Genomic DNA, 25,289 nt, shown 5'->3' with positions numbered 1-25,289 from the left:
CACGTCCGCCGCCCGATTCGTCGGCGGCGTTGTCGATATCGTCAAAGACCGGCTAGTCGACGTCGAACGGACGCCTCAGCCGCCGGTCGGTGAGCAGCGCGCACACCCTCTCGAGGGCCTCCTCCGGGCTGGCGTTCTCGGCTTCGTCCCTGGCGGCCCGAAAGGCGACGCTGCCGAACCGCGCGTCGAGGGTGGCCAGCAGCGGCTCGGTCTCGAGCGATCCGAATTCCTGGCGGGGATTGAGCGCGGTCGCCAGGGACACGAGACGGAGCCCGACGAGACGGATGTCTTCGGGTGCCGGGCGAGCGGGCCAGAGCAGCCAGGTGCCGAGGGCGAAGGCTCCCGCCCCGGTGACGGGTGTGTCGTCGAACCCCGTCCGAAGTCGTTGCATCGCGATGATGCGCACGCGGAGGAGGTGGCCAGTGCGTCGACCTCGGCCGGCGTCGAGGCGACCGTCTCGCGGGTCGCGTGCGCGGCCAGCGCCGCCGCGCTCGAGAGGATCAACTGCGGCCACCGGCGCCGGTCCCAGCCACCCGGCGACTGCCAGAGGTCGGCGACGGCCGCGTCGTACCCGGCCAGCGACTCGGCGCCGCGACCCTCCCGGTGTGCGATCTCGGCCAGCCCCGTGCTCGCGATCAGGCGGATGTCCTCCCGGTCGGGCCCCTGGATGTCCTCCTCGCCGGTGAGGATGTCGTCGAAGATCGCCCGGGCGCTGTCGAAACGGCCGAGCGAGACCTCGGCGGCCGCCGTCCGGCGGCCGAGTTCTTGGAGGTCGGATCGGGCGCCGATGGCCTCGAGCCCGTCTCGGCCTCGAATCGCCCAGACGAGGGCGGCCTCGGGATCGCCCGACTGGGCGTACAGCTGGGTCAGGAAGCTCGCCGCAGTGGCCGCAGCCCAGACGTGCCCGTGCTCGACGGCGCTGGCATAGGCGGACTCCGTGTCGGCGATCGCCCGGGCGACGCGACCCCGGTTCTCGAACGTCTGCGCCCCCAGGATCAGTCCGATCTCCGCGATCACGGGATCCGGGGATCCCGCGAAGCGCGGAAGGAGCTCGCCCATGGCGTCCATTCCCCGGATCGCGGCGAGGAGGATGTCGACCATCGCGCGCAGGCGCTCCGGCAGGATCACCGCGCCGGCCCGGATCTTCCTGAGGCGGGCGATCGCGACGTAGCCGACCCGGCGATCGCTGAACAGGCCGATGCTGCCCGCCAGCGCGAACGTGAGCGCGGTCGCCGGCGTGTGCGCCTCATCCGGTTCGTAGCGTCGGGACACGGCCAGGACCACACTGCCGAACGACGCCACGTCGGACTGGTTGCCGCGGAGGGACCAGAAGTAGCCCAGCGTCGCGAAGACGGTGACGCAGGTGTCGGCCCGCTGCTCGTCGAGGGCGCGGCGGAGAACGGTCGCGAGATTGTCCTGTTCGAGGGCCATCGCCGCGAAGGCGTCGAGCTGCTGGGACCCGTCGAGACGCTCCATCGTCGTGCCGCAGAACGTCTCGGCCCAGCGGAACATCCCGTCTCGGACCAACTCGACCTCGTCGGCGAGAACCAGCTCCCGGTCGCCGAACTCGCGGACCGTTTCGAGCATGCGATAGCGGAGGGCACCGGAGGGCGCGTCCTCGGTCACGGCCACGAGGGACTGCGTGACCAGGCCGTCGAGGGCGTCGGTCACGTCGTCGTCCGAGTCGCCTCCGACGGCCTGGGCCGCTGCCGCGCTGAAGCCGTCCGGGAAACTCGACAGGCGGCGCAGCAGCGTCTGCTCGCCGACGCCGAGGAGGTTCCAGCTCCAGTCGATGACCGCGGTCAGAGTGCGGTGGCGTTCCGGTGCCGATCGGTCCCCGCCGGTCAGCAGAGCGAATCGATTGCCGAGTCGACGTTCGATCTCGTCGACCGACATGGAGCGGATGCGCGCGGCAGCGAGTTCGATCGCGAGCGGGAGACCGTCCAGCCGCCGGCACAGTCGGGCGACCGCCTCACCGGGCAGGACGACACCCGGCCGGGCCGCGCGCGCCCGCTCGTGGAACAGCCGAACGGCCGCGTCGTCGTCGCCGAAGCCGCCCGCCGCGCTGCCCAGCGGCTGGAGCGGGTGCACTCGTTCGGCCCCGATGGAGAGCGGCGCACGACTGGTGGCCAGCACGCGCACCGAGGTGGTCGACGCGAGGATGTCGGCCACCCAGGTGGCGGCCGCCCCGATGACGTGTTCGCAGTTGTCGACGACGAGCAGGGTCGGACGTTCGGCGAGGGCGCCCAGGATCAGCTCGCGCACGTCCACGCGCACGGCCGGGTCGGTGAGACGCAGGCGCCCGACCTTCGCCTCGCGGATCCCCAGCGTCGTGGCGAGGGCCAGCGCGACGTCCTCCTCGGCGCGGACGCCGGCCAGCTCGACGACGACGACGCCCGGCGTGGTGGCGGCCGCTCGGCGGCCGACCTCCTGGGCGAGTCGGGTCTTGCCCAGGCCGCCCGCGCCGAGAATCGTGACCAGTCGGGACTCGCCGAGGAGCGCTTCGACGCGGGCGATGTCGCCGTCCCGTCCGATGAGCGCGTTCGGAGCCTGGCGGAGACCGATCGTGAGCCGCGTGGCGGTGGCGCGGGGTGCCGGATCCTGCAGCAGTTCGGTGTGGAGGCGCACGAGCTCGGGCGACGGGTCGGCTCCCAGCTCGTCGGCCAGCCGTTCGCGGAACTCCGCGAACACGCGGAGGGCCTCGGTTCGGCGACCGGAACCGTCGAGCGCGCGCAGGCGGAGGGCGATCAGGTCGTCGTCGCGGAGGGCGACCCCCGACAGCGAGTCGAGGTCGGCCAGGGTCCCCGCGAAATCGCCCGTGTCGAAGCGCGCCAGCGCGCGAACGCGCAGCAGATCGGCGCGGAGCCGCTCCGCCGAGCCGGCGAGCTCGGTCGCAGGCTCCGTGCCTGCCAGATCGGCGCCCGGTTCACCTCGCCAGAGCTGAAGAGCGTCGGAGGCGACCCGCTCGGCGGTGGCCGCGTCGTCTCCGGCGGCGCGGCGAGCGTCGAACAGGGCACTCGATGCCAGGGCGAGGTCGGACGCCCGCGCGTTCCCGAGCGCGTACCCGCCCGCAGTCGACACGATCACGTCGTCGGCGCAGGTCTGACGCAGCCGGGAGATCAGCGTCTGCAGCGCGGCCTTGCCTGCGCGCGGCGGAGTGTCTCCCCAGAGGTCGTCGATGAGCCGCGGAACGGACACGCTCTCGCCGCCGGCCAGCGTCAGCGTGGCCACGAGCGCCTTGCCGCGAGCACTCGGCGGTTCGACGAGGGTGTTCCCTGCCGCACCCAGAACGAGCACGGGACCGAGGACGGCGACGCGCACCGGGAGGCCGACGAGGGTGGACACCCGCCGAGTCTAGCGCCCCGGCAGCAGCCAGCGATACAACGCAGATATATCGTTCAGATCGGCCACCGCTCATCCCGCCAGGCGGCGTCCCAGAACATCCACTCGTAGCGCACGGCAGCCGCGAACGCCGTCAGCATCCTCGTCCTGCCGTCGGCACCGGCAGCGCGACCTGCTCGGTCGACGACCTCTCGAGCGTCGCGGGTGGCCGCCGAGAACGCGGCGTCGCCGTACGTGTCGATCCAATCGCCGAAGGGGTGACCGGACGTGACGCCGACTCTGGCCAGAAGGCGGCTGCCGACGTCGTCGTAGACCCAGAAGCAGGGCAGGATCCCGGCGACGAGCTCGGCGTACGACCCGACCGCCACCAGCGACAGGAGGTACGACGTGTAGGCCGTGCAGGTGGGCGACGCGTCAGGAGCCCGGAGCGCGACCACCTCGTGATCCTGCGAATGCGATTCGCGGTGCCACTGGTGCAGCCGGCGCTCGACCTCGAGGGTGCCGAGAGCCTGACGGGCCCAGAACCGCGAGTCGTCCGCCGTCGGAGCGAGGGTCGCAGCCGCGGTCAGGACCCGCGCGTAGCCCTCGAGATAGAGCGCGTCCTGCGCGAGATAGCCTCGGAACAGCGCAGGATCGAGGGTGCCCGCTTCGAGCTCTCGCAGGAACGGAAGATCGTCGATCGCCGCCCGGATCGTGCTGGTCGCCGCCCACAGGTCGGCTGTGATCCCGCCGGTCGTCACGGTCGTGCTCACGACGAGGCCTCCTGCCAGAGGGCGTGGAAGTGGTTGACCGGACCGTGTCCCGCACCGACGTCGAGCCGGTCGGAGGTGCGCAGCGCCTCGGAGAGCCACGACTTCGCCGCTGCGACGGCGTCCGGCCACGTCGAGCCGGCCGCGCGGTTCGCCGCGATGGCCGACGAGAGCGAGCAGCCGGTCCCGTGCGTGTTCGCGGTGGCGATCCGGGGCCCGTCGAATCGCCTGGTGCCCTCGGGGCCCACGAGCACGTCGACGCTCCGATCGCCGTCGAGGTGGCCCCCTTCACGAGCACGCGGCGACAGCCCGACTCCACGAGACGGTGCGCCTGTTCCTCCATCTCGATGACGGTGGTCGCCTGCGGAGCAGCGAGCAGCGCGCCGGCCTCGGCGACGTTGGGGGTGATCATCGACACGAGCGGGAGGATCTCGCGCAGGGCGCGGACGGCGTCCTCGTCGAGGAGGCGGTGTCCGCTCGTCGCGACCATCACCGGGTCGAGCACGATCGGGACCTCGCCCATGCGGGGGAGGAGGGCCCCGACCGCGCGCACAGCGCGAGCGGTTCCGAGCATGCCGATCTTGACCGCGTCGATCCGGATGTCGTCGAGCAGCGTGACGAGCTGGAGACGCACGAAGTCGTCCGGCACCGGATGCACGCCGGCGACTCCCAGCGTGTTCTGAGCGGTCAGCGACGTCGCGACGGACAGGCCGAAGGCGCCGAGGGCGCTGAACGTCTTGAGATCGGCCTGGAGGCCGGCGCCTCCCGACGGGTCGCTGCCGGCGATCGTGAGGAGGTTGGGGATCGGGTTCACGCGATCGCCCTCGTCCCGCGCCAGGACCGGACCAGCAGTCGCGTGGCGGCTTCGACGTCGTCCCGGCCGCAGATCGCGCTCACGACCGCGGCACCGGCCGCGCCGGTCGCGCGAACCATCGCCAGACGCCCGGCATCGACGCCGCCGATCGCCACGCAGGGCCAGGGACTCGCGGCGACCATCTGCGCGAGCGCCTCCGGCCCGCACGGGTCAGCGGCGTCCGGCTTCGTCTTCTGCGCCCAGACGGGGCCGATGCCGAGATAGTCGAGGGCGCCCGTCCCCCGTGCTCGGCCACCACCGAGGCGACGTGCTCCGAGGTCTGGGCCGACAGCCCGAGGAGGGCTCCCGGACCGAGCAGCCGACGCGCCTCGGCGACGCCGAGATCGCCCTGCCCGACATGCGCGCCGGCCGCACCGATCGCGCGGACGAGATCGACGCGGTCGTTGACGAGGAGGGGGACACCCGTGCCGCGGAGCACGGCCGCCACCCGGCGCCCGAGCCGGACCAGCTCGCGGTCGGTGGCAGCACGATCCCGGAGCTGCACGAGGGTGACACCAGCCGCCACCGCCGCCTCGACGGTCGCCTCCACCCCGAACTCGCCGCACAGGCGCGTGTCGGTGACGAGGTACAGGGACAGGTCGAACGCGCGTGCCATCAGGCGCTCGCCCCGGCCGCGGCAGAGAGTGCCACCTCGGCCTCGAGGCCCTCCGGCGTGAGAAGCGCGAGTTCGTCGAGCAGGGCCACGGCGAACGACCCGGGGAGAGCACTGGTTCGAGCGGCGCGATCCGCCGACACCGTCAGAATCGCGGTCGCTGCTGCTGAGGCGAGGAGCGCGTCCTCCGTCACGCCGCTGGTAGCCGCCATGAGCGCTCCGAGCGCGCAGCCGACACCGGTCACGCGGGTCATGACGGGGTGACCGTTCGCGATCCGCACGACGGAACCACCCCCGGTGAGGTGGTCGACCGGGCCGCTGACGGCGACGACGGTCCCCGACCGCCGGGCGAGATCGAGAGCCGCGGGCAGGGCCGCTTCGGGGGAGTCGGAGGAATCGACTCCGCGCCCGCCGCGCCCGCCCGAGAGCGCAAGGATCTCCGAGGCGTTGCCCCGGACGATCGCCGGCGCGTTCCGCTCCAGGAGGTCGAACGCGAGCGCGGTGCGCCACGCCAGACCACCCGCGGCGACCGGGTCGAGGACCCAGGGCGTCGAGCTCTCCGCCGCCTCCGCGACGGTCAGGCGCATTGCGCGCGCTGTCTCCTCCGTCGGCGTGCCGAGATTGACCAGGATCCCGTCGGCGACGGCCGCGAACGACGCCGCCTCGTGCGGATTGTCGACCATGGCGGGCGCGGCGCCCGCGGCGAGCAGCACGTTCGCCGTCCAGGGCGCGACCACGATGTTCGTCAGGCACTGGACGAGCGGGCTGCGAGAGCGCACCCGGTCGAGGATCTCGGCGAGCGCCGAGGCGGTGGGCAGGGGGACAGGTGGAGTCAGAGCGCTGTTGTGCACAGGTGACGTCCCTTCGCTAGTACGAGCTAGATCAGGTTCGACGGGTGTGTTCTCAGCCGGTGGCTCGATGTCATCGGCACCCCGCGTCGTCTGGCAGCCTAGCGAAGGCCGTGGCGAGGGGCGTTACTCCGAGGCCGCCGTGTCGGTGGCGAACCAGATCTCGTCGAACTGGTGCCGCTCGGCGGCGTCGAGGAACGAGCCGCGCAGGTCGGAGGGGGCGCCGTCGACGACGAGCACTTCCAGACCGCGGGCGATCAGCTCGTCCATGAGCACGCCGACGAAGGCGTGGTCGGCGAGCGCCAGGAGCTTGGCGTCGATCTCGACGTGTGCCGCCCCGTCATCGGGCAGCGTGCTCGCCAGGGTTCGCCCGGCTGCGGCGTCTTCGAGGAGCGGGGGCAGAGTGATGGTGAACATGTGCCGACAAAACTACGCCGGAGTGCCCTGGCATTCCTCCCAGTCGGCCGAGGGCGTGTCCTAGAGGCCCGCTGCTCGTCTGACGGCATCGACGACGGACGCCTCGCCGCCCACGAGTTCCCAGGTGAACCCGCTGCTGGCCGGTTCGTCGAGCACGGCTGCCACCGTCGCGGCGACGTCGGCCCGGCTGATCGGCTCGCTGGACACGTTGACGCCGAGCTCGATTCCGTCGGTGGCGAGTTCTTCGGTGAGGGCACCCGGCTCCAGGATCGTCCATTGGAGGCCCGAGTCGCGCAGGTACGCGTCTCCGGCGCGCTTCGCCGCGTAGTAGGCCTCCCAGAACGGACCGGTCAGCGAGGGCGGGGTGCCTCCCGAGGATCCGATGGCCGAGATCTGGACGAACCGGGTCACCCCGGCCGCTTTCGCCGCATCGACCGACTTGACGGACCCCTGCCGGTCGACGACGTCGACGTCGCCACCCGACCCGCCGACGCCGGCCGCGAAGACCACGGCCTCGGAGCCGCGGAACGCCTCGGCGTAGTCCTCGACGCTCGACCGCTCGAGGTCGAGCACGACCGGCTTCGCGCCGAGGGCGACGATGGCCGCCGACTGCGCGGCGTCCCGGATGGTGGCGACGACCTCGTCACCGCGCCCGGACAACCGGGAGATGAGGTGCCGGGCGGTGAGCCCGTTTCCGCCGACGATCGCGATCCGTGCCATGAGCCAGAGGCTACCCGCTTCGGGCGACCTGGGAGAGCGGTGTCCTGCCGGGCGCACGATGGGACGGTCCTGTCCACCCAACGGAAAGTGTTCCCGCCATGACCGATGCACCCGAACTCGACGGCCTCGTCCCGACCAGCGGCCGCGCCGTGCGCTTCGAGCGGTACGGCGACCGCGACGTGCTCCAGGTCGTCGACGTCGCCGTGTCGCCTCCCGGCCCCGGCGAGGTGCTCGTCCAGGTGAAGGCCGCCGGCACCAACCCCGGTGAGGCGGCGATCCGTCAGGGGTACCTCGACTCCGTGTTCCCGGCCACCTTCCCCTCCGGCCAAGGAACCGACTTCGCGGGCGTGGTCGTGGCCTCCGGAGCGGCGGCGCGCTTCTCTCCGGGCGACGAGGTCATCGGCTGGGTCGAGACGCGCTCGAGTCAGGCCGAGTACGTCACGGCACCCGACTCGCAGCTGGTCCCGAAGCCGAAGGGCGTGTCGTGGGAAGTCGCAGGATCCCTGTTCGTCGTCGCCGCCACCGCCACGGCAGCCGTCGGCGCCGTCGAACCGGTCTCCGCCCAGACGGTCGTCGTGTCGTCCGCGGCCGGCGGGGTGGGCTCCTCGTCACCCAACTCCTCGTCCTCCGCGGTGCCGACGTCGTCGGCATCGCCTCGGAGGCCAACCACTCCTGGCTCCGCGACGTCGGCGCCCGGCCGGTCGCGTACGGTGACGGACTCGCCGGCAGGATCCGGGAGCTCGCACCGGACGGCGTCGACGCACTGATCGACACCTTCGGCGACGAGTACGTGCACCTCGGCGTCGAACTCGGTCTCGACCCGGCGCGGATCGAGACGATCATCGCGTTCGGGGCAGCGTCGGAGATCGGCGCGCAGACCAAGGGGAGCTCGGACGCCTCGACGACCGACGCACTCGCCTCCGTCGCCGCTCTCGTCGCGGAAGGAAGAGTGACCGTGCCCATCGCCGAGACCTTCCCACTCGATCGCGTCCGCAACGCCTTCGAGCTTCTCGAGCAGCACCACGCGCACGGCAAGGTCGTCCTCCTGCCGTGAGGTGACACGTCGCTGACCTGGGCCGCCACTAAACTCGATCCAAACCCCCGTTAGCGAAAAGGACGACTCGTGTCAGACGCCGTAAACCCCGTGCCCACTCCGCCAGAAGCGCGAGAGGTCACCGAGGCCACGACGGGCTTCGAGCTCTTCCCGGACCGCGCCGTGGTGGCGGTTCGCGTCGACGGTGCGCTGTTCGACATGGCGGCGACCTTCGAACCGGGCACCTGGGCCGAGCCGGTCCTGATCGACTCGCCGCAGGGTCTCGAGATCCTGCGCCACTCGACCGCACACGTCATGGCACAGGCTGTCCAGACCATCAATCCCGAGGCCAAGCTCGGCATCGGCCCGCCGATCAACGACGGCTTCTACTTCGACTTCGATGTCGAGGAGCCCTTCACCCCCGACAGCCTCAAGGCGATCGAGAAGGGCATGGAGCGCATCATCAAGGCGAACCAGCGCTTCGTGCGCCGCGTCGTCGACGAGGCCGAGGCTCGCGAGCTGATGGCGAACGAGCCGTACAAGCTCGAACTGATCGGCCTCAAGGGCGGCAGCGAGCTGGCGGAGAACGCCGGCGACGCCGGGCTGAGCCTGTCGGACGACTCGGCGGTCGAAGTGGGCGGCGCCGAGCTCACCGTCTACGAAAACGTCGACGCCAAGACCGGAGAGGTCGTCTGGCGCGACCTCTGCCGCGGCCCGCACCTGCCCTCGACCCGCCTGATCCAGAACGGCTGGAAGCTGCAGCGCTCGGCAGCCGCCTACTGGCGCGGCTCGGAGAAGAACACGTCGCTCCAGCGCATCTACGGCACCGCCTGGGCCACCAAGGAGGCCCTGCGCGAGCACCTCGAGCGCCTGGAGGAGGCCGCCAAGCGCGACCACCGCAAGCTCGGCGCCGAGCTCGACCTGTTCTCGTTCCCCGACGAGCTGGGCAGCGGTCTGGCCGTCTTCCACCCCAAGGGCGGCATCATCCGCCGCGAGATGGAAGACTATTCGCGCAAGCGCCACGAAGCCGAGGGCTACGACTTCGTCTACACGCCGCACATCACCAAGTCGAACCTCTACGAGACCTCTGGCCACCTCCAGTGGTACAAAGACGGCATGTTCCCGGCGATGCACCTCGACGAGGCGCGCAACGAGGAGGGCGACATCGTCCGCCAGGGCGCCGACTACTATCTCAAACCGATGAACTGCCCGATGCACATCCTCGTGTATCGGTCGCAGGGCCGGTCCTACCGTGACCTGCCGATGCGCCTGTTCGAGTTCGGCGCCGTGTACCGCAACGAGAAGTCCGGCGTGATCCACGGCCTGACCCGGGTGCGCGGCATGACCCAGGACGACGCCCACATCTTCACCGCTCGCGACCAGATGGCCGCCGAGCTCAAGAACACCCTGTCGTTCGTCCTGTCCCTCTTGAAAGACTACGGTCTCGACGACTTCTACCTCGAACTGTCCACGAAAGATCCCGAGAAGTACGTCGGCGACGACGCGACGTGGGAGGAAGCCACTGCGACCCTCGAGCAGGTCGCGCGAGAGACCGGGCTCGAACTGGTCCCCGATCCTGCCGGCGCAGCCTTCTACGGCCCGAAGATCTCGGTCCAGGCCCGCGACGCGATCGGCCGAACCTGGCAGATGTCGACGGTGCAGCTCGACTTCAACCTGCCCGAGCGCTTCGAGCTCGAGTACACCGCTGCCGACGGCACGCACCAGCGTCCCGTCATGATCCACCGCGCGCTCTTCGGCACGGTCGAGCGCTTCTTCGGCGTGCTCACCGAGCACTACGCCGGTGCGTTCCCGGTCTGGCTCGCGCCGGTCCAGGTCGTCGGCATCCCCGTCGCCGACGAGTACGGCGACTATCTCGACGAGATCGGCGCCCAGCTGCGCGCCCGTGGCGTGCGCGTCCAGATCGACCACGGCAACGACCGCATGCCGAAGAAGATCCGCACGCACACGAAGCAGAAGGTGCCCTTCCAGCTCATCGCCGGCGAAGAAGACCGCGCTGCCGGTTCGGTCAGCTTCCGCTACCGCGACGGGTCGCAGGAGAACGGCGTCCCGATCGCCGACGCGATCGAGAAGATCGTCACCGCGATCGAGACCAAGGCTCAGGTCTGACCGTGTCGGAGCCCGCGGCCGAGTCCTCGAGAGACTTCGCCGCGGCTCCGGACGCCTTCCAGCGTCTCTGGACGCCGCATCGCGCCGTCTACATCGAGAAGGGCCAGGGCGCTCACGACGACGACTGCCCCTTCTGCTCCGCGCCCGACAAGACCGACGAAGAGGCGCTGATCGTCGCCCGCGGCGTTCACGCCTACGTCCTGCTGAACCTGTTTCCCTACAATCCGGGTCACCTGCTCGTGTGCCCGTACCGGCATGTCGCCAGCTACGACCGGGCCACTCCCGAGGAGGTCGCGGAGATCGGTTCGCTCACGCAGGCGGGCATGCGTGTGCTGACCGACGTCTCGCGCGCGCAGGGCTTCAACATCGGCATGAACCAGGGCACCGTCGGAGGCGCGGGGATCGCCGCGCACCTGCATCAGCACGTCGTGCCGCGCTACGGCGGCGACTCCAACTTCTTTCCCATCATCGCCGAGACGAAAGCCGTCACCCAGCTCCTCGGCGACGTCCGAATCGCCGTCGCCGAGGCGTGGCCCTCGTCGCCCGCCGGGGAGTCTCCGAACCCGTAAGCTAGGTCATCATGAGCGACAGCACCCCCACCACCGGTTCCTCCCTCGTCAAGCGCGGCCTCGCCGACATGCTGAAGGGCGGCGTCATCATGGACGTCGTCAACGTCGAGCAGGCGAAGATCGCCGAAGACGCCGGCGCGACGGCCGTCATGGCCCTCGAGCGCGTCCCGGCCGACATCCGCGCGCAGGGCGGCGTCGCTCGCATGTCCGATCCCGACATGATCGACGAGATCATCAAGGCCGTGAACATCCCGGTCATGGCCAAGGCGCGCATCGGCCACTTCGTCGAGGCGCAGATTTTGCAGACCCTGGGCGTCGACTACATCGACGAGTCCGAGGTCCTGAGCCCCGCCGACTACGTCAACCACATCGACAAATGGAAGTTCACGGTTCCGTTCGTCTGTGGCGCCACCAACCTCGGCGAAGCGCTCCGCCGGATCACCGAGGGCGCGGCCATGATCCGCTCCAAGGGCGAGGCAGGCACCGGCGACGTGTCCGAGGCCACAAAGCACATCCGCACCATCAACCGTGAGATCGCGGCCCTCCGCTACCTGTCGCCCGACGAGCTCTACGTCGCGGCGAAAGACCTCCAGGCGCCCTACGACGTCGTGAAGGAGGTCGCCGAGACCGGCAAGCTCCCCGTCGTCCTGTTCACGGCCGGTGGCGTCGCGACTCCCGCCGACGCAGCCCTGATGATGCAGCTCGGCGCCGACGGGGTCTTCGTCGGGTCCGGCATCTTCAAGTCGGGCAACCCGGCTCAGCGCGCTGCCGCCATCGTCAAGGCGACGACGTTCTACGACGACGCCCAGGTCGTCGCCGACGCCTCCCGCGGCCTCGGCGAGGCAATGGTCGGCATCAACGTCTCCGACCTGGCTGCCCCGCACCGACTCGCCGAGCGCGGCTGGTAGGGCGTACTTGCGAATCGGAGTCCTCGGCCTCCAGGGCGATTTCCGCGAGCACCTGGCCGTCATGTCGACTCTCGGGGCCGAAGCGATCACGGTGCGGCGCGAAGCAGAGTTGGCCTCGATCGACGGGCTGATCATCCCCGGCGGCGAGTCGAGCGTCATGGACAAGCTGTCGCGCACCTTCGGTCTCGCCGAGCCGCTGAAGGCCGCGGTCGCGTCCGGCCTGCCGGTCTACGGCACCTGCGCCGGGCTGATCATGCTCGCCGACACGATCCTCGACGGTATGGCCGGCCAGCAGACCATCGGGGGCCTCGACGTGTCGGTCAGACGAAACGCGTTCGGGTCGCAGCGCGACTCGTTCGAAGAAGACCTCGACGTCCCCGTCCTCGACGGCGGGCAGGTGCACGCCGTCTTCATCCGCGCGCCCGTGGTCGAGTCCGTGGGGCCGTCCGCCACGCCGCTCGGCACCCTCCGAGACGGCCGGGTCGTCGCCGTCGAGCAGGGCAACCTCCTCGGAACCTCGTTCCACCCCGAGATGACGCACGACTACCGTTTCCACGAGTACTTCCTCGCCAAAGCACGGGCCCGCGCCGCCGGGTGACACCCTCCTGAGCCCTCTCGCGGCTACACTTATCGGGTTCAGCACTCAGTCATTCAGAACCGCCGCAACGACAGGAGCACCGTGTCCGGGCATTCCAAGTGGGCCACGACCAAGCACAAGAAGGCCGTCATCGACGGTCGCCGAGCCAAGTCGTTCGCGAAGCTCATCAAGAACATCGAGGTCGCCGCCAAGATGGGCGGCGCCGATCTCTCGGGCAACCCGACTCTCGTCGACGCTATCCAGAAGGCCAAGAAGACCTCGGTCCCCAACGACAACATCGACCGCGCGGTCAAACGCGGCGCCGGTCTCAGCGGCGAGAGCGTCGACTACCAGACCATCATCTACGAGGGCTACGCCGCCAACGGCGTCGCGCTCATGATCGAGTGCCTCACCGACAACAAGAACCGCGCCGCCGCCAACGTCCGCACGGTCATGTCGCGTAACGGCGGCACCATGGCCGACCCGGGCAGCGTCGCCTACAACTTCAGCCGCAAGGGTGTCATCACGGTCATGAAGACCGACACCCTCACCGAAGACGACGTCATGGGCGCCGTCCTCGACGCAGGGGCCGAAGACGTCGTCGACCAGGGCGCGGGCTTCGAGATCCAGACCGACCCCAGCGACCTCGTGCCCGCCCGCACCGCGCTCCAGGCCGCCGGCATCGACTACGACGCCGCCGACATCGAGTTCGTCCCCGGCCTCAAGATCGAGGTCGACGCCGAGACCGCGCGCAAGGTCTTCCGCCTCATCGACGCCCTCGACGACGACGACGACGTCCAGAACGTCTACTCGAACGTCGACGTCTCCGCCGAGGTCCAGGCCGAGCTCGACGACGACGAGTAGCATCCGGTGGCGCTCCGGGTGCTGGGCATCGATCCAGGCCTCACCCGGTGCGGCGTCGGCGTAATCGAGGTCTCGACCACGCGGGTGCCGACGCTCGTCTCCGTGCACACGCTCCGGACGGCCGCCGACCTCCCGCTCGAACGGCGTCTCCTGGCCATCGCACGCGGACTCGAGGCTCTCATCGACGAGTTCCGGCCCGACGCCATCGCGATCGAGCGTGTCTTCGCTCAGAACAACGTCCGCACGGTCATGGGCACGGCCCAGGTGAGCGGTCTCGCCCTGCGAGCCGCCGCCGAGCGCGACATCCCCGTGGCTCTGCACACCCCGTCCGAGGTGAAGGCCGCCGTCACCGGGTACGGCTCCGCCGACAAGGCGCAGGTCGGCCAGATGGTGGCACGGTTGCTCCGCCTCGACGAGGTGCCCAAGCCCGCCGACGCGGCCGACGCCCTCGCGCTGGCCATCTGCCACGCCTGGCGCCGCGACGGCGTGCCGGCAGCAGCCACGTCGGCCGGTTCGGCGTCCGGCACGCGCCTTACGCCGGCTCAGCGAGCGTGGCGTGACGCCGAGAAGTCGGTGCGCACTCCTAGGCTGGGCGGATGATCTCGAGTCTCCGTGGTTCCGTGGCCGCAGCATCAGGGTCCACGGTCGTCATCGAGGTCGGGGGAGTGGGCCTCAAAGTGTCCGTCACTCCGCAACTGGCCCTGTCGATGCCCGTCGGCACGGCCGCCCACCTCTTCACCACGCTCATCGTCCGCGAAGACGACCTCTCCCTGTTCGGCTTCGCCTCGGCCGACGAACTCGAGGTCTTCGACCTCCTGCGCGGTGTCACGGGCGTCGGTCCGAAGTCGGCTCTCGGCGTCCTCGCCCACCTCACCCCGTCCCAGGTGGCCTCGGCCGTTGCGGCAGAAGACGACGCCGCCTTCCGCCGCGTGTCCGGCATCGGCCCCAAGACCGCCAAGCTGATCGTCGTCCAGCTCACGGGCAAACTCGACATCCGCATCCAGGCGCCCAGCGTCACGGCGAAGAACACCACCGCGGCCGACGTCCTGATCGCCCTGATCGGCCTCGGCTGGTCCGAGCGCGACGCGCAGGTCGCCATCGACGCCGTCCTCGACGACGCCGACGCGTCCGTCACCACGGCCGTCCCGGCTCTCCTGCGCGCCACGCTGACGCGGCTCGGCCCGCAGCGCTCCGGTGCCACCCGATGAGCGACGACCTCACCCGCCCCGACCTCGAGTCCGAGGCCGAACTCGCCTTCGAAGGAGCGCTCCGGCCCAAGTCGCTGACCGAGTTCGTCGGACAGACCAAGGTGCGCGGGCAGCTCGAGCTGCTCCTCCGCGCGGCAGCCATGCAGGGCCGGACCCCCGACCACGTCCTCCTCGCCGGCCCGCCCGGCCTCGGCAAGACGACCCTCGCCATGATCGTCGCCCACGAGGGCAATCGACCGCTTCGGATGTCCTCCGGGCCCGCCATCCAGCACGCCGGCGACCTCGCGGCCGTCCTGTCCTCGCTCGTTCCCGGCGAGGTCCTCTTCATCGACGAGATCCACCGGATGGCCCGGTCGGCCGAAGAGATGCTCTACCTGGCGATGGAAGACTTCCGGATCGACATCATGGTCGGCAAGGGGGCGGGCGCCACCAGCATCCCGCTCGAACTCTCGCCGTTCACACTGGTCGGCGCGACCACGCGATCGGGTCTCCTCCCGAACCCGCTGCGCGACCGCTTCGGGTTCACGGCGCACCTCGAGTTCTACGACGAGCCCGAACTCGAGGAGGTCCTGCGACGCGCCGCCGCCCTGATCGAGGTCGACATCGACCGCGACGCCCTCGCCGAGATCGCCGGCCGGTGCCGCGGAACACCGCGAATCGCCAACCGGCTGCTCCGGCGGGTCCGCGACTACGCGCTCGTCCACGGGCTGCGCGCCGACCTCGCGACCGTGCGAGCCGCCCTCGATCTCTACGACGTCGACTCCCTCGGGCTCGACCGTCTCGACCGCTCCGTCGTCGAGACGATCCTGAAACGCTTCGACGGCGGCCCCGTCGGTCTCAACACGCTCGCCGTCTCGGTCGGAGAGGAGGCCGACACGATCGAATCCGTGGTCGAGCCGTTCCTGGTCCGAGTCGGTCTCCTGACCCGGACGCCCCGAGGCAGGATCGCGACGCCGGAGGCCTGGCGGCACTTCGGCCTCCAGCGACGCTCAGGAGGGCTGTTCGACGATGGCCTATAATCGCCGGAGGCTTCTGTGCCTTCGAGTTCCCAGCAGCCGCGGCTGACATCTCCGCGGCACCCCCACGCCTCACCACCGTTACGATGCGAAAGTAGAAATTCTCATGGATGCACCTACAGCGATCATGCTCGTCCTCCTGGTCGTGTTGGTCTTCTTCATCTTCCGTAACCGCCGCAAGCGTCAGCGCGACCAGGCCGCCCTGCAGACCAAGATGGTCCCCGGCGTCGAGATCATGCTGACCTTCGGCATCTACGGCACGCTCGTCTCCATCGACGACGAGAACAACGTCGCCGAGGTCGAGATCGCCCCCGGCACGATCATCAAGGTCCACCGTCAGACGCTCGGCCGCGTGGTCGAGCCGGTCGCCGACGCCGACAGCACCGAGACCGTCGTCGACCCGACCGAGTCCACTCCGTCGTACTCACTCAACGAAGACCACGCCATCCAGTCGCCGTCGCCCGAGTTCGGCGAACGGCTCGACTCCAACTCGACCACGAGCACGTCGCGTGAGTCGGACAACGACAAGTCCTGACCCTGTGACCCATCCGGCCATCCGGTCGGATCCCACCCGGTGAGAGCCGCTGTTCCGCGGCGCTCTCCGCATGAGAAAGCTGAGTTTCTACGTGGCACGATCGACGCCCGCGAAGAAGGCCCTCCGTTCCCTGACCTGGCTGCTGGTGATCATCGCCGCGATCACCGCGCTCAACGGGGCCGCGACGATCCTGCACAAGACGACCAACTCGACCGCGGGCTGGTGGAGCAACGCGAGCTTCGTCCCTGAGCTGGCGCTCGACCTGCAGGGCGGCACGCAGGTCACGCTGCAGGCGCAGCTCCAGAGCGGTAAGACAGTGTCGTCCGACCAGCTCAACCAGGCCGTCTCGATCATCCGTCAGCGCATCAACGCCAACGGCGTGACCGAGGCCGAGATCAACACGCAGGGCAAGAACAACATCGTCGTGTCGATCCCCGGCAAGCCCGACGCCGCCACGCTGAACCGGATCGAGTCGGCCGCCCGGCTGACGTTCCGCCCCGTCCTCTACACCGAGCAGGTCTCCTCCAGCTCGGTCGGCAAGTCGGCTTCGGCGACGCCCTACGTCCCGAGCAAGACTCTCGACGCCAAACCCACGGCCAAGCCCACCGACGCGAGCGACGTCTCCTGGATCTCGGCGCGGCTCGCCGACCTCTACACGAACTACAACTGCGCGGCTCCCGACGACGTCTCCAACGCTCCCGACGACAAGCCGCTGGTCACCTGCTCCACCGACGACAGCGGCAGCACGTCGAAGTTCATCCTCGGCCCGGTCGAGGTCGAGGGCTCGACGATCAGCGACGCGACCAGCGGCCTGGCGACCAACTCGCAGGGCAACAGCACCGGTCAGTGGGCCGTCAACATCAACTTCAACGGCAAGGGCACGACGGAGTTCAAGAACGTCACCAGCCGCCTGGTGTCGCTCACCGCTCCGCGGAACCAGTTCGCCATCGTCCTCGACGGCCTCGTCATCACCGCCCCGTCGACCAACTCGGCCATCACCGACGGCTCGGCGCAGATCACAGGTACCTTCACGTCCGACACTGCCAAGACGCTCGCCGACCAGCTCAAGTTCGGCGCCCTGCCGATCAACTTCCAGGTGCAGAGCAACGAGGCCATCTCGGCGACGCTCGGCAAGACGCAGCTGCTGTCCGGCCTCATCGCCGGTCTCATCGGGCTGATCCTGGTGATCATCTACTCGATCATCCAGTACCGCGCCCTGGCCTTCGTCACGGTGCTGTCGCTTGCGATCTCGGGGGTGATCACCTACCTCACCATCGACTTCCTCTCCTGGCACGACGGGTACCGCCTGTCGTTGGCGGGCGTAGCGGGTCTGATCGTGGCCATCGGCATCACGGCCGACTCCTTCATCGTCTACTTCGAACGAATACGTGACGAACTGCGCGACGGCAGGGTTCTCGAATCGGCCGTCGAGGCGGGCTGGAAGCGCGCCATCCGCACGATCCTCGCCTCCGACACGGTCAACTTCCTCGCCGCGGTCACGCTCTACATCCTGGCCGTCGGCAACGTGAAGGGCTTCGCTCTGACCCTGCTCATCACGACGCTGATCGACGTCGTCGTGGTGACCCTGTTCACGCACCCCATGCTGCGACTCATCGCCCGCACCCGCTACTTCGGCGGCGGGCACCGCTTCTCCGGCCTCGACCCGAACGCGCTCGGCGCCGTGTACCGCGGTCGCGCCTCGTTCCGGGAGCCGGTGGTGGCGGGAGGCCGCAAGAAGGCCGGTGGCAAAGAGGTCGAGAAGCGGCAGACGATCGCCGAGCGGCGCGCAGCCGAAGCTGCAGCGGCGAAAGAGGCTGCGTCAGAAAAAACCCAAGGCACCACGTCCGAGAAGGATTCCTGATGGCCAGCTTCTCCAAATTCGGAAACGACCTTTACACCGGGGCACGCTCGTACAACATCGTCGGCCGACGGAAGATCTGGTATGCGATCGCGATCTTCATGGTGCTGGCCTCGGTCATCATCCCGTTCGCGCGCGGCGGCTTCCAGTTCAGCATCGACTTCACCGGCGGCAGCGAGTTCCAGATCTCCGGGCTGAAGAACCCCGATCAGACCATCGCGGTCGACACCGTCACGAAGTTCGACTCGACGGCCACGCCGCTCGTATCGACGGTGGCCGGCAACACGGTGCGCGTTCAGACCAACCAGCTCACCACCAAGCAGACCGATGCGCTGGGCGACCAGCTGGCTAAGGCCTACGACGTTCCCGCCAAAGACGTCGCGACCTCGTTCATCGGTGCGACCTGGGGCGGTGACATCACGACGCAGGCCATCCGCGGTCTCGTGATCTTCCTGATCCTGGCGGCCATCTTCATGACCATCTACTTCCGGACCTGGAAGATGGCGGCCGCGGCCATGGTGTCCCTGATCCACGACCTCGTGATCACCGCCGGTGTCTACGGCGTCCTCGGGTTCCAGGTCTCGCCGGCGGCGGTGATCGGCTTCCTGACCATCCTCGGCTACTCGCTCTACGACACCGTCGTGGTCTTCGACAAGATCCGTGAGAACAACGCAGAAGACAAGAACGGCTCGGCCCGCACCTTCGGCGAATCCGTGAACCTCGCCGTCAACCAGACCCTCGTGCGCTCGATCAACACCTCGGTCGTCGCCCTGCTGCCAGTCGCCGCGATCCTCTTCATCGGGTCTCTGCTCCTCGGCGCCGGCACCCTGCGCGACATCTCGCTCTCGCTGTTCATCGGCATCCTGGTGGGTACCTACTCGACGATCTTCATCGCTGCCCCGGTCTACGCGCAGATCCGCGGTCACGAGACCCTCGTCAAGAAGGCCGACGCCAAGAAGACCGACTCCAAGTCCAAGCTCGAGGTCACCTCGTGAGCGACGAGCGTCAGGCGATCACCGCACAGGAGGCGATCTCGGCCGTCTCGCAGGGGGCCTACCTGCTCGACGTGCGGGAGCAGCACGAATGGGATGCGGGTCACGCGCCCGACGCGCATCTGCTTCCGATGTCCGAGCTGAACGCGCGCGTGGCCGAGGTGCCCGACGACCGCGAGGTGCTCGTCGTCTGCCACCTCGGCGGTCGCTCCGCGCAGGTCACTGCGGCGCTTCGCCGAAACGGCTTCGACGCGGTCGACGTGCTCGGCGGCATGGTCGCCTGGCACGACGCTGACGGCGAACTGACCAGCGAGAACGGCTCCGCACCGTCTGTCGGCTGACCGGGACGACTATCCTGGAGTTTCGACTCGAGACGAGAGTGGGCGCGGATGACGACTGACATCACCACGACAGACACCTCTGCGCCCGGCGAGGCCGGTCCGGTCCGTTCCGGGCCCGGAGCCTCCTCTCCGGCCCCCGTCCAGAACGCCGCGTCCCTTCGCACCCTCCTCCCGCGTCTGTTCTCCCGCAGCCAGCCGGCAGGTGCCGTCGATCGCCTCATCAAGACGGTGCGCATGCACCATCCCAAGGTCGACCTCTCGATCATCGACCGCGCTTACGTCACGGCCGAGAAGGCACACGCCGGTCAGCTCCGCAAGAGCGGCGAACCGTACATCACGCACCCGGTCGCGGTCGCGCAGATCCTGGCCGACCTCGGCATCGGCGCCAAGACCATCGCCGCGGCGCTGCTGCACGACACGGTCGAAGACACCGACTACACGCTCGAGATGCTCCGGGCCGACTTCGGCGACGAGATCGCGATGCTGGTCGACGGAGTCACCAAGCTCGACAAGCTGAAGTACGGCAACAGCGCCCAGGCCGAGACCGTCCGCAAGATGGTCGTCGCCATGTCGAAAGACATCCGAGTGCTCGTCATCAAGCTCGCCGACCGACTCCACAACGCCCGCACCTGGGGCTTCGTCGAGTCCGAGTCGGCGACGCGGAAGGCGACCGAGACGCTCGAGATCTACGCTCCGCTGGCGCATCGGCTCGGGATCCAGACGATCAAGTGGGAGCTCGAAGACCTCTCGTTCGCGGTGCTCCACCCGAAGCTCTACGTCGAGATCGACAGCCTGGTCAAGCAGCGCACGCCGCAGCGCGAGCAGTTCGTGCAGAACGTCATCAACGTCGTCAAGAGCGACCTCAAGTCGTCGAAGATCCGGGGCGACGTGGTCGGCCGCCCTAAGCAGTACTACTCGATCTATCAGAAGATGATCGTCCGCGGTCGTGAGTTCGACGAGATCTACGACCTCGTCGGCATCCGCGTGCTCGTGAACAGCCTGCGCGACTGCTACGCCGTGCTGGGCTCGATCCACGCCCGCTGGAACCCCATCCCCGGCCGGTTCAAAGACTATATTGCGACCCCGAAGTTCAACCTCTACCAGTCGCTGCACACCACCGTGATCGGCCCCAAGGGTCGTCCGGTCGAGATCCAGATCCGCACGCACGAGATGCATCAGCGTGCCGAGTTCGGTGTCGCCGCGCACTGGAAGTACAAGCAGCGGATGAACGGGGGCCGCGACTCCCAGAACGACCCCAAGACCGAGACCGACATGGCGTGGCTGGCGCACATCTCCGACTGGCAGGCCGAAACCGCCGACCCGGGCGAGTTCCTCGACAGCCTGCGGTTCGAGATCGGCGCCAAAGAGGTCTACGTCTTCACGCCGCAGGGCAAGGTCATCGGCCTTCCGAACGGGGCCACGCCCGTCGATTTCGCCTACGCCGTCCACACCGAGGTCGGCCACCGCACGATGGGCGCCAAGGTCAACGGCCGCCTCGTGCCACTCGAGTCGACGCTCACCTCCGGCGACGTCGTCGAGGTCTTCACGTCGAAGAATCCCGACTCCGGCCCGTCCCAAGACTGGCTGGCGTTCGTCAAGAGTCCGCGGGCGCGCAACAAGATCCGCCAGTGGTTCACGAAAGAGCGCCGCGACGAGGCCGTCGAGCAGGGCAAAGACGCGATCGCGCGGGCCATGCGCAAGCAGAACCTCCCGCTGCAGAAGCTGATGAGCCAAGACTCCATCGCCGAGGTGGCTGCAGCAATGCGCTATGACGACATCACGGCCCTCTACGCCGCGGTGGGCGAGGGGCACATCTCGACGCAGTCGGTGATCGAGAAGATCCTCGCGGCCGTCCAGACCCAGACCGACGACGACACCGACCTCGACCTCGAGTTCCCCTCGAAGGGTCGACAGCGCCCGATCCGCAACAGCGACTCCGGCGTGCTCGTCCGCGGCGCACCCGACATCCTCGTCAAGCTCGCCAAGTGCTGCACTCCGGTGCCCGGCGACCAGATCGTCGGCTTCATCACTCGCGGCCAGGGCGTCAGCGTCCACCAGGCGACCTGTCACAACGTGCAGAGCCTGATGAACGAACCCGAGCGGATGATCGACGTCTCCTGGGCTCCGTCGTCGAAGAGCGTGTTCCTGGTGCAGATCCAGATCGAAGCCCTCGATCGGTCGGGGCTGCTCTCCGACGTCACCCGCGTCCTGTCCGAGCACCACGTCAACATCCTGTCGGCCACGGTCTCGACGTCGTCCGAGCGGCTCGCCCTGAGCCGGTTCGTCTTCGAGATGGGCGACACCACCCACCTCGACCGCGTCCTCAATGCGGTTCGCCGCATCGACGCGGTGTACGACGTCTACCGCGTCAGCGGCGGCTGACCCGGCCCGCGCCTCCGCCGCCGTGTCCGATCCCGAGTACGTCGCCCGCCTGGTGGCCGTCCGGCGTGCTCGCGATCTCATCGACCGCGAGTACGCCTCGCCGCTCGACGTCCCGACGATGGCGGCGGAGGCGTTCATGTCGCCGGCCCACTTCTCGCGCATCTTCCGCGACGCGTACGGCGAGACGCCGTACGGCTATCTCATGACGCGCAGGATCGAGAGGGCCATGGCTCTCCTGCGCGCCGGCACCTCGGTCACCGACGCCTGCTTCGCCGTCGGCAGCACGTCGCTCGGCAGCTTCAGTTCGCGTTTCACGCAGCTCACCGGCGAGACGCCGTCGGCCTATCGGGCTCGTGATCACGCCGCGGTCGAGGCCATGCCCGGCTGCATCGCGCGACTCGTCACGCGACCGCCCTACCTCGGCGCCGCCGCTCGCCCCGGGGTCTCTGCGGGCTGACCGGGGCGATCTCGCCGACGGCACCCCGGCCATCGAGCAGGATCGGAGAAGCCCCGGCTGGGCAACGGCCCTACCGTGGAGTCATGACAATCGCACTGCAGTACTGCCAGGTGACCGTCTCCGATCCCGACGAGTCGATCGCGTTCTACCGCGACGCCCTCGGCTTCGAGGTGAGCAACGACGTGGCCTCGGGGGAGTTCCGCTGGGTCACGCTCGGCGACCCCGCCGCGGGCTCCGCGCAGCTCGTCCTCTCCGAGCCTCACGCCGGCCGCTCGAAAGCCGACGGCGACGCCATGGAGGCGCTGCTCGCCAAGGGCGCCCTGCCGATCCTCGTGTTCACGTCGAGTGACGTCGACGCGGCCTTCGAGCGTGCCCAGGCCGCCGGCGCCGAGGTTCTCCAGGAGCCCATCGACCAGCCCTGGGGGCCCCGCGACTGCGCCTTCCGCGACCCCTCCGGCAACACGATCCGCATCAACCAGGCCGCCGCGGTCTGACGAGCCCTCGCTCGGCCCCCGGATCCCGTGCACGTCCGCGCCGTCAGCCGAGATGGAGGGCTTCGAGCCGAGCGCGCGTTCTGCGGCTGTGGGGGAGCGGGCGCGCCCGCTCGAGCACCGCGGAGCATCCTGCCCTGCCGACCCGGTGCTCTGAGACGAGTCGCCTGACGACGTCGACAACCTCGTCGTCGTAGCCGTCGGCTCGGCAGAGATCGACGACCGTGCGTGTGGGGCCGGTCACCCGCACCGGACCGAAGTCGACGATGTCGCCCGGGTCGACCACGGCGGCGCTCACGCGGTAGCCCGCCGTGGCGCCGACGTGTCTGCCGGGCCCGACCCGCAACGCCTCGTGCTGAATCGGCGCCAGTTCTTGCGCGCCCCACACCCACGCCGCCGACCGCCCCGCCAGCACGAGCGACTCCGGGATCTCGAGCGCCGACGCCCGACGCCAAGGCACGTCGAACTCGGCGACCGAACAGAATGCTCGGTCGACGCGAAAGACGTCACCGTCGAGCGCGGCGGCCTGCAGCTCGGCGTGCGGCAGGTCGCGGGTGGTCAGGAGCCGGGGGAGTGAGGAGGTCATGCGGAAAGCCTGACGCTCGACTCACGACATCGGCGGCGAATCCTCCTCGGTGTGGAGAACTCGCCGCCGGCGGGGTGACTGTGAAGAGCCGTCTACGAGCCCAGGGCGTCCAGCCAGACGCGGCGGGCGTCGAGCGCCTCCTGGGCGTCTTTGATCGCGCGCTTGTCGCCGGAAGCCTGCGCAGCGTCGAGTTCGAGCTCGAGCTTGGCGATGGCGTCCTGCAGCTGACCGGCCAGCCCCTCCGAACGTGCCTTCCGCTCGGGGTTGTTCTTCTGCCAGAAGTCGTCGTCGAGCTTGCGGACGTGGTTCTCGATCTTGCGGAGGCGGTCTTCGACGGGTCGGACCTGCTCGCGCGGGACCCGCCCGATGTCGTCGAAACGCTGCTGAGCCGAGATGAGGGCGTCGCGCGCCTGGGTGCGGTCGGTCATGGTCAGGATCGACTCGGCCTCGTCGAGCAGGGCGAGCTTGGCCTCGAGGTTGCCTTCGTACTCGGCTTCGTCGTGCGCGACGATCGCGCTCTTGGCCGAGTAGAGCACGTCACCGGCCGCCTTGAAGCGCGCCCAGAGTGCGTCGTCGTACTTCTTGCCGGCGCGGCCGGCGCGTTTCCAGTCTTCGAGGAGACCGCGGTACGCGGGGATGCCGTCGGCCGCCTTCGGCGCGAGGCCTTCCGCCTGCTCGACGAGAGCCTGCTTGCGCTGGCGCGCGTCGCGATGGACGGAGTCGAGCTCGGCGTAGAAGGCCTTGCGGTGGGCGTCGATGGTCGAGCGGGCGGCGCGGAATCGCTTCCAGAGCTCGTTGCCCTCGCCCTTGGGGATCCGCGGCCCCTCCTGCTGGTGCTTCTGCCAGCGGGCGAAGATGTCGTCGATGGCGGCGGTGACCTGCTTCCACTGGACCCGCGCGGGATCCTGCGCCGCGAGCTCCTCCGCCTCGACCACCAGAGTCGTGCGGTACTCGATGGCCTCCGCCTGGGCCGCCTGGGCCTCCGCGCTCTGCTGCTGCGTCAGCTCGACGACCGTGGTGTCGAGTGCCGCGACTCGGGTGCGCAGCGCCTCGACGTCGCCGACGGCGCTCGGCTCGGTCAGGGCCTCCCGCAGGTGCGCCACGGCCTTCGAGACGTCGGCTGCGGAGGCGCCGCGCTTGACGCGCTGCTCGAGCAGTGTCACCTGCCCCGCGAGCTCGGTGTACTTGCGTTCGTAGTAGGCGAGCGCTTCTTCGGGTGTCGCGTCGGGATACTGACCGACGGCACGCTCACCGTCGGCTTCGCGGACGTAGACCGTCCCGTCGTCGGCGACTCGGCCCCAGGGCGCCTGATCGTTCGTAGCCACAATTCCACCTTGCTGGATGATCTTCTGCGTTAGCACGTCTCGTCGCTCGGGCACACGGCTCCCTCGCGATGGGTGTTCAGCCTATTGCACAAGCGCCGAGCCTGTGCGTTCGCCGCAGAGGCCCGTCATCCGGACGGGGACCCCGGCTACTTGATGGTGGCGCTGGTGATCGTCGTCGCGACCTTGGGGGAGCCGTCGTTCGCGCCGCTGACGGCGGTGAGCCCCTTGTCGGTGATGTTCTTCTCCAGGCTCGGCAGGCCCGACGTGACCTTGCCGACCACGGTGTACCCGCCCGTGCTGCCGTCGAGCACCGTGTCGCCGTAGACGATGAAGAATTGCGTGGCCTGCGAGTTCGGCGACGAAGCGCGCGCCATGGCGATGACGCCGGTGGTGTAGTCGTTGTCGCTCGGGACGTTCTCGAGGGGCCGAACTGGAAGCCGTCGTCGCCCGTGCCGTCGGCCTTGGTCGCACCGCACTG

26 protein-coding genes, 2 pseudogenes and 1 riboswitch are annotated in these 25,289 nt (G+C 69.3%); of the genes and pseudogenes, 17 read left to right on the top strand and 11 right to left on the bottom strand.

The window, feature by feature from the left end; genetic code table 11:
* Positions 1-75: 75 nt before the first annotated feature.
* The 8 genes and pseudogenes from QUE79_RS14190 to QUE79_RS14155 all read right to left on the bottom strand — a co-directional run bounded on the left by QUE79_RS14190 (position 76) and on the right by QUE79_RS14155 (position 7,542).
* Positions 76-3,345 (bottom strand): ATP-binding protein, encoded by a 3,270-nt coding sequence (locus QUE79_RS14190; protein WP_286343666.1) that lies wholly within the window; start codon positions 3,343-3,345, stop codon positions 76-78.
* Positions 3,346-3,398: 53 nt separating this feature from the next.
* Positions 3,399-4,094, bottom strand: coding sequence for a TenA family protein (locus QUE79_RS14185; protein ID WP_286343665.1), 696 nt, complete (start codon positions 4,092-4,094; stop codon positions 3,399-3,401).
* Positions 4,091-4,905 (bottom strand): annotated as a pseudogene (gene thiD / locus QUE79_RS14180) (bifunctional hydroxymethylpyrimidine kinase/phosphomethylpyrimidine kinase). The gene QUE79_RS14185 and the pseudogene thiD overlap by 4 nt, the downstream one beginning before the upstream one ends.
* Positions 4,902-5,159: a thiamine phosphate synthase gene (locus tag QUE79_RS14175; protein WP_286346728.1), complete on the bottom strand. Its 258-nt coding sequence runs from the start codon at positions 5,157-5,159 to the stop codon at positions 4,902-4,904. The pseudogene thiD and the gene QUE79_RS14175 overlap by 4 nt, the downstream one beginning before the upstream one ends.
* A gap of 101 nt (positions 5,160-5,260) precedes the next feature.
* Positions 5,261-5,560 (bottom strand): annotated as a pseudogene (locus tag QUE79_RS14170) (thiamine phosphate synthase); the annotation flags it as partial.
* Positions 5,560-6,408, bottom strand: a complete 849-nt coding sequence (gene thiM, locus QUE79_RS14165; protein WP_286343664.1) for a hydroxyethylthiazole kinase — start codon at positions 6,406-6,408, stop codon at positions 5,560-5,562. The gene thiM and the pseudogene QUE79_RS14170, both read right to left, overlap by 1 nt.
* A riboswitch (TPP riboswitch) is annotated at positions 6,400-6,502 on the bottom strand. It overlaps the preceding gene by 9 nt.
* Before the next feature lie 29 nt (positions 6,503-6,531).
* A complete protein-coding gene (locus QUE79_RS14160; protein WP_286343663.1) occupies positions 6,532-6,822 on the bottom strand; it encodes a hypothetical protein in 291 nt (96 codons plus the stop codon).
* A gap of 60 nt (positions 6,823-6,882) precedes the next feature.
* Entirely contained in the window at positions 6,883-7,542 is a 660-nt protein-coding gene (locus QUE79_RS14155) for an NAD(P)H-binding protein (protein WP_286343662.1), read from the bottom strand.
* 98 nt (positions 7,543-7,640) lie between these two features.
* Here QUE79_RS14155 and QUE79_RS14150 point away from each other — a divergent pair, with 98 nt between their 5' ends.
* The 17 genes from QUE79_RS14150 (at position 7,641) to QUE79_RS14070 (ending at position 22,903) form a co-directional block, all read left to right on the top strand.
* Positions 7,641-8,309, top strand: a complete 669-nt coding sequence (locus QUE79_RS14150; RefSeq protein WP_286343661.1) for an alcohol dehydrogenase catalytic domain-containing protein — start codon at positions 7,641-7,643, stop codon at positions 8,307-8,309.
* 23 nt (positions 8,310-8,332) lie between these two features.
* Positions 8,333-8,596, top strand: a complete 264-nt coding sequence (locus QUE79_RS14145) for a zinc-binding dehydrogenase (protein ID WP_286343660.1) — start codon at positions 8,333-8,335, stop codon at positions 8,594-8,596.
* A 90-nt stretch (positions 8,597-8,686) separates the two neighbouring features.
* Complete coding sequence (gene thrS / locus QUE79_RS14140; protein WP_434011058.1) at positions 8,687-10,702, top strand: threonine--tRNA ligase; 2,016 nt, start codon at positions 8,687-8,689, stop codon at positions 10,700-10,702.
* A 2-nt stretch (positions 10,703-10,704) separates the two neighbouring features.
* Entirely contained in the window at positions 10,705-11,271 is a 567-nt protein-coding gene (locus QUE79_RS14135) for an HIT family protein (RefSeq protein WP_286343658.1), read from the top strand.
* A gap of 11 nt (positions 11,272-11,282) precedes the next feature.
* Positions 11,283-12,179, top strand: a complete 897-nt coding sequence (pdxS, locus tag QUE79_RS14130; RefSeq protein ID WP_286343657.1) for a pyridoxal 5'-phosphate synthase lyase subunit PdxS — start codon at positions 11,283-11,285, stop codon at positions 12,177-12,179.
* 7 nt (positions 12,180-12,186) lie between these two features.
* Positions 12,187-12,777 (top strand): pyridoxal 5'-phosphate synthase glutaminase subunit PdxT, encoded by a 591-nt coding sequence (pdxT, locus tag QUE79_RS14125; RefSeq protein WP_286343656.1) that lies wholly within the window; start codon positions 12,187-12,189, stop codon positions 12,775-12,777.
* A gap of 81 nt (positions 12,778-12,858) precedes the next feature.
* Positions 12,859-13,620 carry a YebC/PmpR family DNA-binding transcriptional regulator gene (locus QUE79_RS14120; protein ID WP_286343655.1) on the top strand — a complete coding sequence of 254 codons (762 nt, stop codon included), beginning with the start codon at positions 12,859-12,861 and terminating at the stop codon, positions 13,618-13,620.
* Between the two features lie 6 nt (positions 13,621-13,626).
* The gene (ruvC, locus tag QUE79_RS14115) at positions 13,627-14,220 is read left to right on the top strand and encodes a crossover junction endodeoxyribonuclease RuvC (protein WP_286343654.1); all 594 of its coding nucleotides are present in this window, start codon (positions 13,627-13,629) and stop codon (positions 14,218-14,220) included.
* Positions 14,217-14,828, top strand: coding sequence for a Holliday junction branch migration protein RuvA (gene ruvA / locus QUE79_RS14110; protein WP_286343653.1), 612 nt, complete (start codon positions 14,217-14,219; stop codon positions 14,826-14,828). Before ruvC ends, ruvA begins: the two co-directional genes overlap by 4 nt.
* The gene (gene ruvB, locus QUE79_RS14105) at positions 14,825-15,847 is read left to right on the top strand and encodes a Holliday junction branch migration DNA helicase RuvB (protein ID WP_286343652.1); all 1,023 of its coding nucleotides are present in this window, start codon (positions 14,825-14,827) and stop codon (positions 15,845-15,847) included. Before ruvA ends, ruvB begins: the two co-directional genes overlap by 4 nt.
* A 103-nt stretch (positions 15,848-15,950) precedes the next feature.
* Positions 15,951-16,379 carry a preprotein translocase subunit YajC gene (locus QUE79_RS14100; RefSeq protein ID WP_286343651.1) on the top strand — a complete coding sequence of 143 codons (429 nt, stop codon included), beginning with the start codon at positions 15,951-15,953 and terminating at the stop codon, positions 16,377-16,379.
* A 70-nt stretch (positions 16,380-16,449) separates the two neighbouring features.
* Positions 16,450-18,240 (top strand): protein translocase subunit SecD, encoded by a 1,791-nt coding sequence (gene secD, locus QUE79_RS14095; protein ID WP_434011003.1) that lies wholly within the window; start codon positions 16,450-16,452, stop codon positions 18,238-18,240.
* Complete coding sequence (gene secF / locus QUE79_RS14090; protein WP_286343650.1) at positions 18,240-19,232, top strand: protein translocase subunit SecF; 993 nt, start codon at positions 18,240-18,242, stop codon at positions 19,230-19,232. Before secD ends, secF begins: the two co-directional genes overlap by 1 nt.
* The gene (locus QUE79_RS14085) at positions 19,229-19,570 is read left to right on the top strand and encodes a rhodanese-like domain-containing protein (RefSeq protein WP_286343649.1); all 342 of its coding nucleotides are present in this window, start codon (positions 19,229-19,231) and stop codon (positions 19,568-19,570) included. The genes secF and QUE79_RS14085 overlap by 4 nt, the downstream gene beginning before the upstream one ends.
* Positions 19,571-19,618: 48 nt before the next feature.
* Complete coding sequence (locus tag QUE79_RS14080; protein ID WP_286343648.1) at positions 19,619-21,952, top strand: RelA/SpoT family protein; 2,334 nt, start codon at positions 19,619-19,621, stop codon at positions 21,950-21,952.
* A 22-nt stretch (positions 21,953-21,974) separates the two neighbouring features.
* Positions 21,975-22,409 carry a helix-turn-helix transcriptional regulator gene (locus tag QUE79_RS14075; protein ID WP_286343647.1) on the top strand — a complete coding sequence of 145 codons (435 nt, stop codon included), beginning with the start codon at positions 21,975-21,977 and terminating at the stop codon, positions 22,407-22,409.
* 83 nt (positions 22,410-22,492) lie between these two features.
* Positions 22,493-22,903, top strand: a complete 411-nt coding sequence (locus QUE79_RS14070) for a VOC family protein (protein ID WP_286343646.1) — start codon at positions 22,493-22,495, stop codon at positions 22,901-22,903.
* A 43-nt stretch (positions 22,904-22,946) separates the two neighbouring features.
* On the opposite strand, the gene QUE79_RS14065 is transcribed toward QUE79_RS14070, so the two are convergent.
* The 3 genes from QUE79_RS14065 to QUE79_RS14055 form a co-directional block, all read right to left on the bottom strand.
* Positions 22,947-23,486 carry a hypothetical protein gene (locus tag QUE79_RS14065; RefSeq protein ID WP_286343645.1) on the bottom strand — a complete coding sequence of 180 codons (540 nt, stop codon included), beginning with the start codon at positions 23,484-23,486 and terminating at the stop codon, positions 22,947-22,949.
* Positions 23,487-23,578: 92 nt separating this feature from the next.
* Complete coding sequence (locus QUE79_RS14060; protein ID WP_286343644.1) at positions 23,579-24,811, bottom strand: DUF349 domain-containing protein; 1,233 nt, start codon at positions 24,809-24,811, stop codon at positions 23,579-23,581.
* Positions 24,812-24,957: 146 nt separating this feature from the next.
* Positions 24,958-25,287, bottom strand: coding sequence for a peptidylprolyl isomerase (locus QUE79_RS14055; protein ID WP_286343643.1), 330 nt, complete (start codon positions 25,285-25,287; stop codon positions 24,958-24,960).
* Positions 25,288-25,289 lie beyond the last annotated feature (2 nt).

The sequence above is a fragment of the Frondihabitans sucicola genome, assembly GCF_030296615.1.
GTDB lineage: Bacteria > Actinomycetota > Actinomycetes > Actinomycetales > Microbacteriaceae > Frondihabitans > Frondihabitans sucicola.
This window is presented reverse-complemented; position numbering and strand designations above follow the sequence as displayed.

Excerpts from the sequence above, each read along its gene's own strand:
- QUE79_RS14160 (WP_286343663.1), bottom strand. The coding sequence starts at position 6,822 with ATGTTCACCATCACTCTGCCCCCGCTCCTCGAAGACGCCGCAGCCGGG.
- QUE79_RS14155 (WP_286343662.1), bottom strand. The coding sequence starts at position 7,542 with ATGGCACGGATCGCGATCGTCGGCGGAAACGGGCTCACCGCCCGGCAC.
- QUE79_RS14150 (WP_286343661.1), top strand. The coding sequence starts at position 7,641 with ATGACCGATGCACCCGAACTCGACGGCCTCGTCCCGACCAGCGGCCGC.
- pdxS (WP_286343657.1), top strand. The coding sequence starts at position 11,283 with ATGAGCGACAGCACCCCCACCACCGGTTCCTCCCTCGTCAAGCGCGGC.
- ruvA (WP_286343653.1), top strand. The coding sequence starts at position 14,217 with ATGATCTCGAGTCTCCGTGGTTCCGTGGCCGCAGCATCAGGGTCCACG.
- ruvB (WP_286343652.1), top strand. The coding sequence starts at position 14,825 with ATGAGCGACGACCTCACCCGCCCCGACCTCGAGTCCGAGGCCGAACTC.
- QUE79_RS14100 (WP_286343651.1), top strand. The coding sequence starts at position 15,951 with ATGGATGCACCTACAGCGATCATGCTCGTCCTCCTGGTCGTGTTGGTC.
- secD (WP_434011003.1), top strand. The coding sequence starts at position 16,450 with ATGAGAAAGCTGAGTTTCTACGTGGCACGATCGACGCCCGCGAAGAAG.
- secF (WP_286343650.1), top strand. The coding sequence starts at position 18,240 with ATGGCCAGCTTCTCCAAATTCGGAAACGACCTTTACACCGGGGCACGC.
- QUE79_RS14080 (WP_286343648.1), top strand. The coding sequence starts at position 19,619 with ATGACGACTGACATCACCACGACAGACACCTCTGCGCCCGGCGAGGCC.
- QUE79_RS14070 (WP_286343646.1), top strand. The coding sequence starts at position 22,493 with ATGACAATCGCACTGCAGTACTGCCAGGTGACCGTCTCCGATCCCGAC.
- QUE79_RS14065 (WP_286343645.1), bottom strand. The coding sequence starts at position 23,486 with ATGACCTCCTCACTCCCCCGGCTCCTGACCACCCGCGACCTGCCGCAC.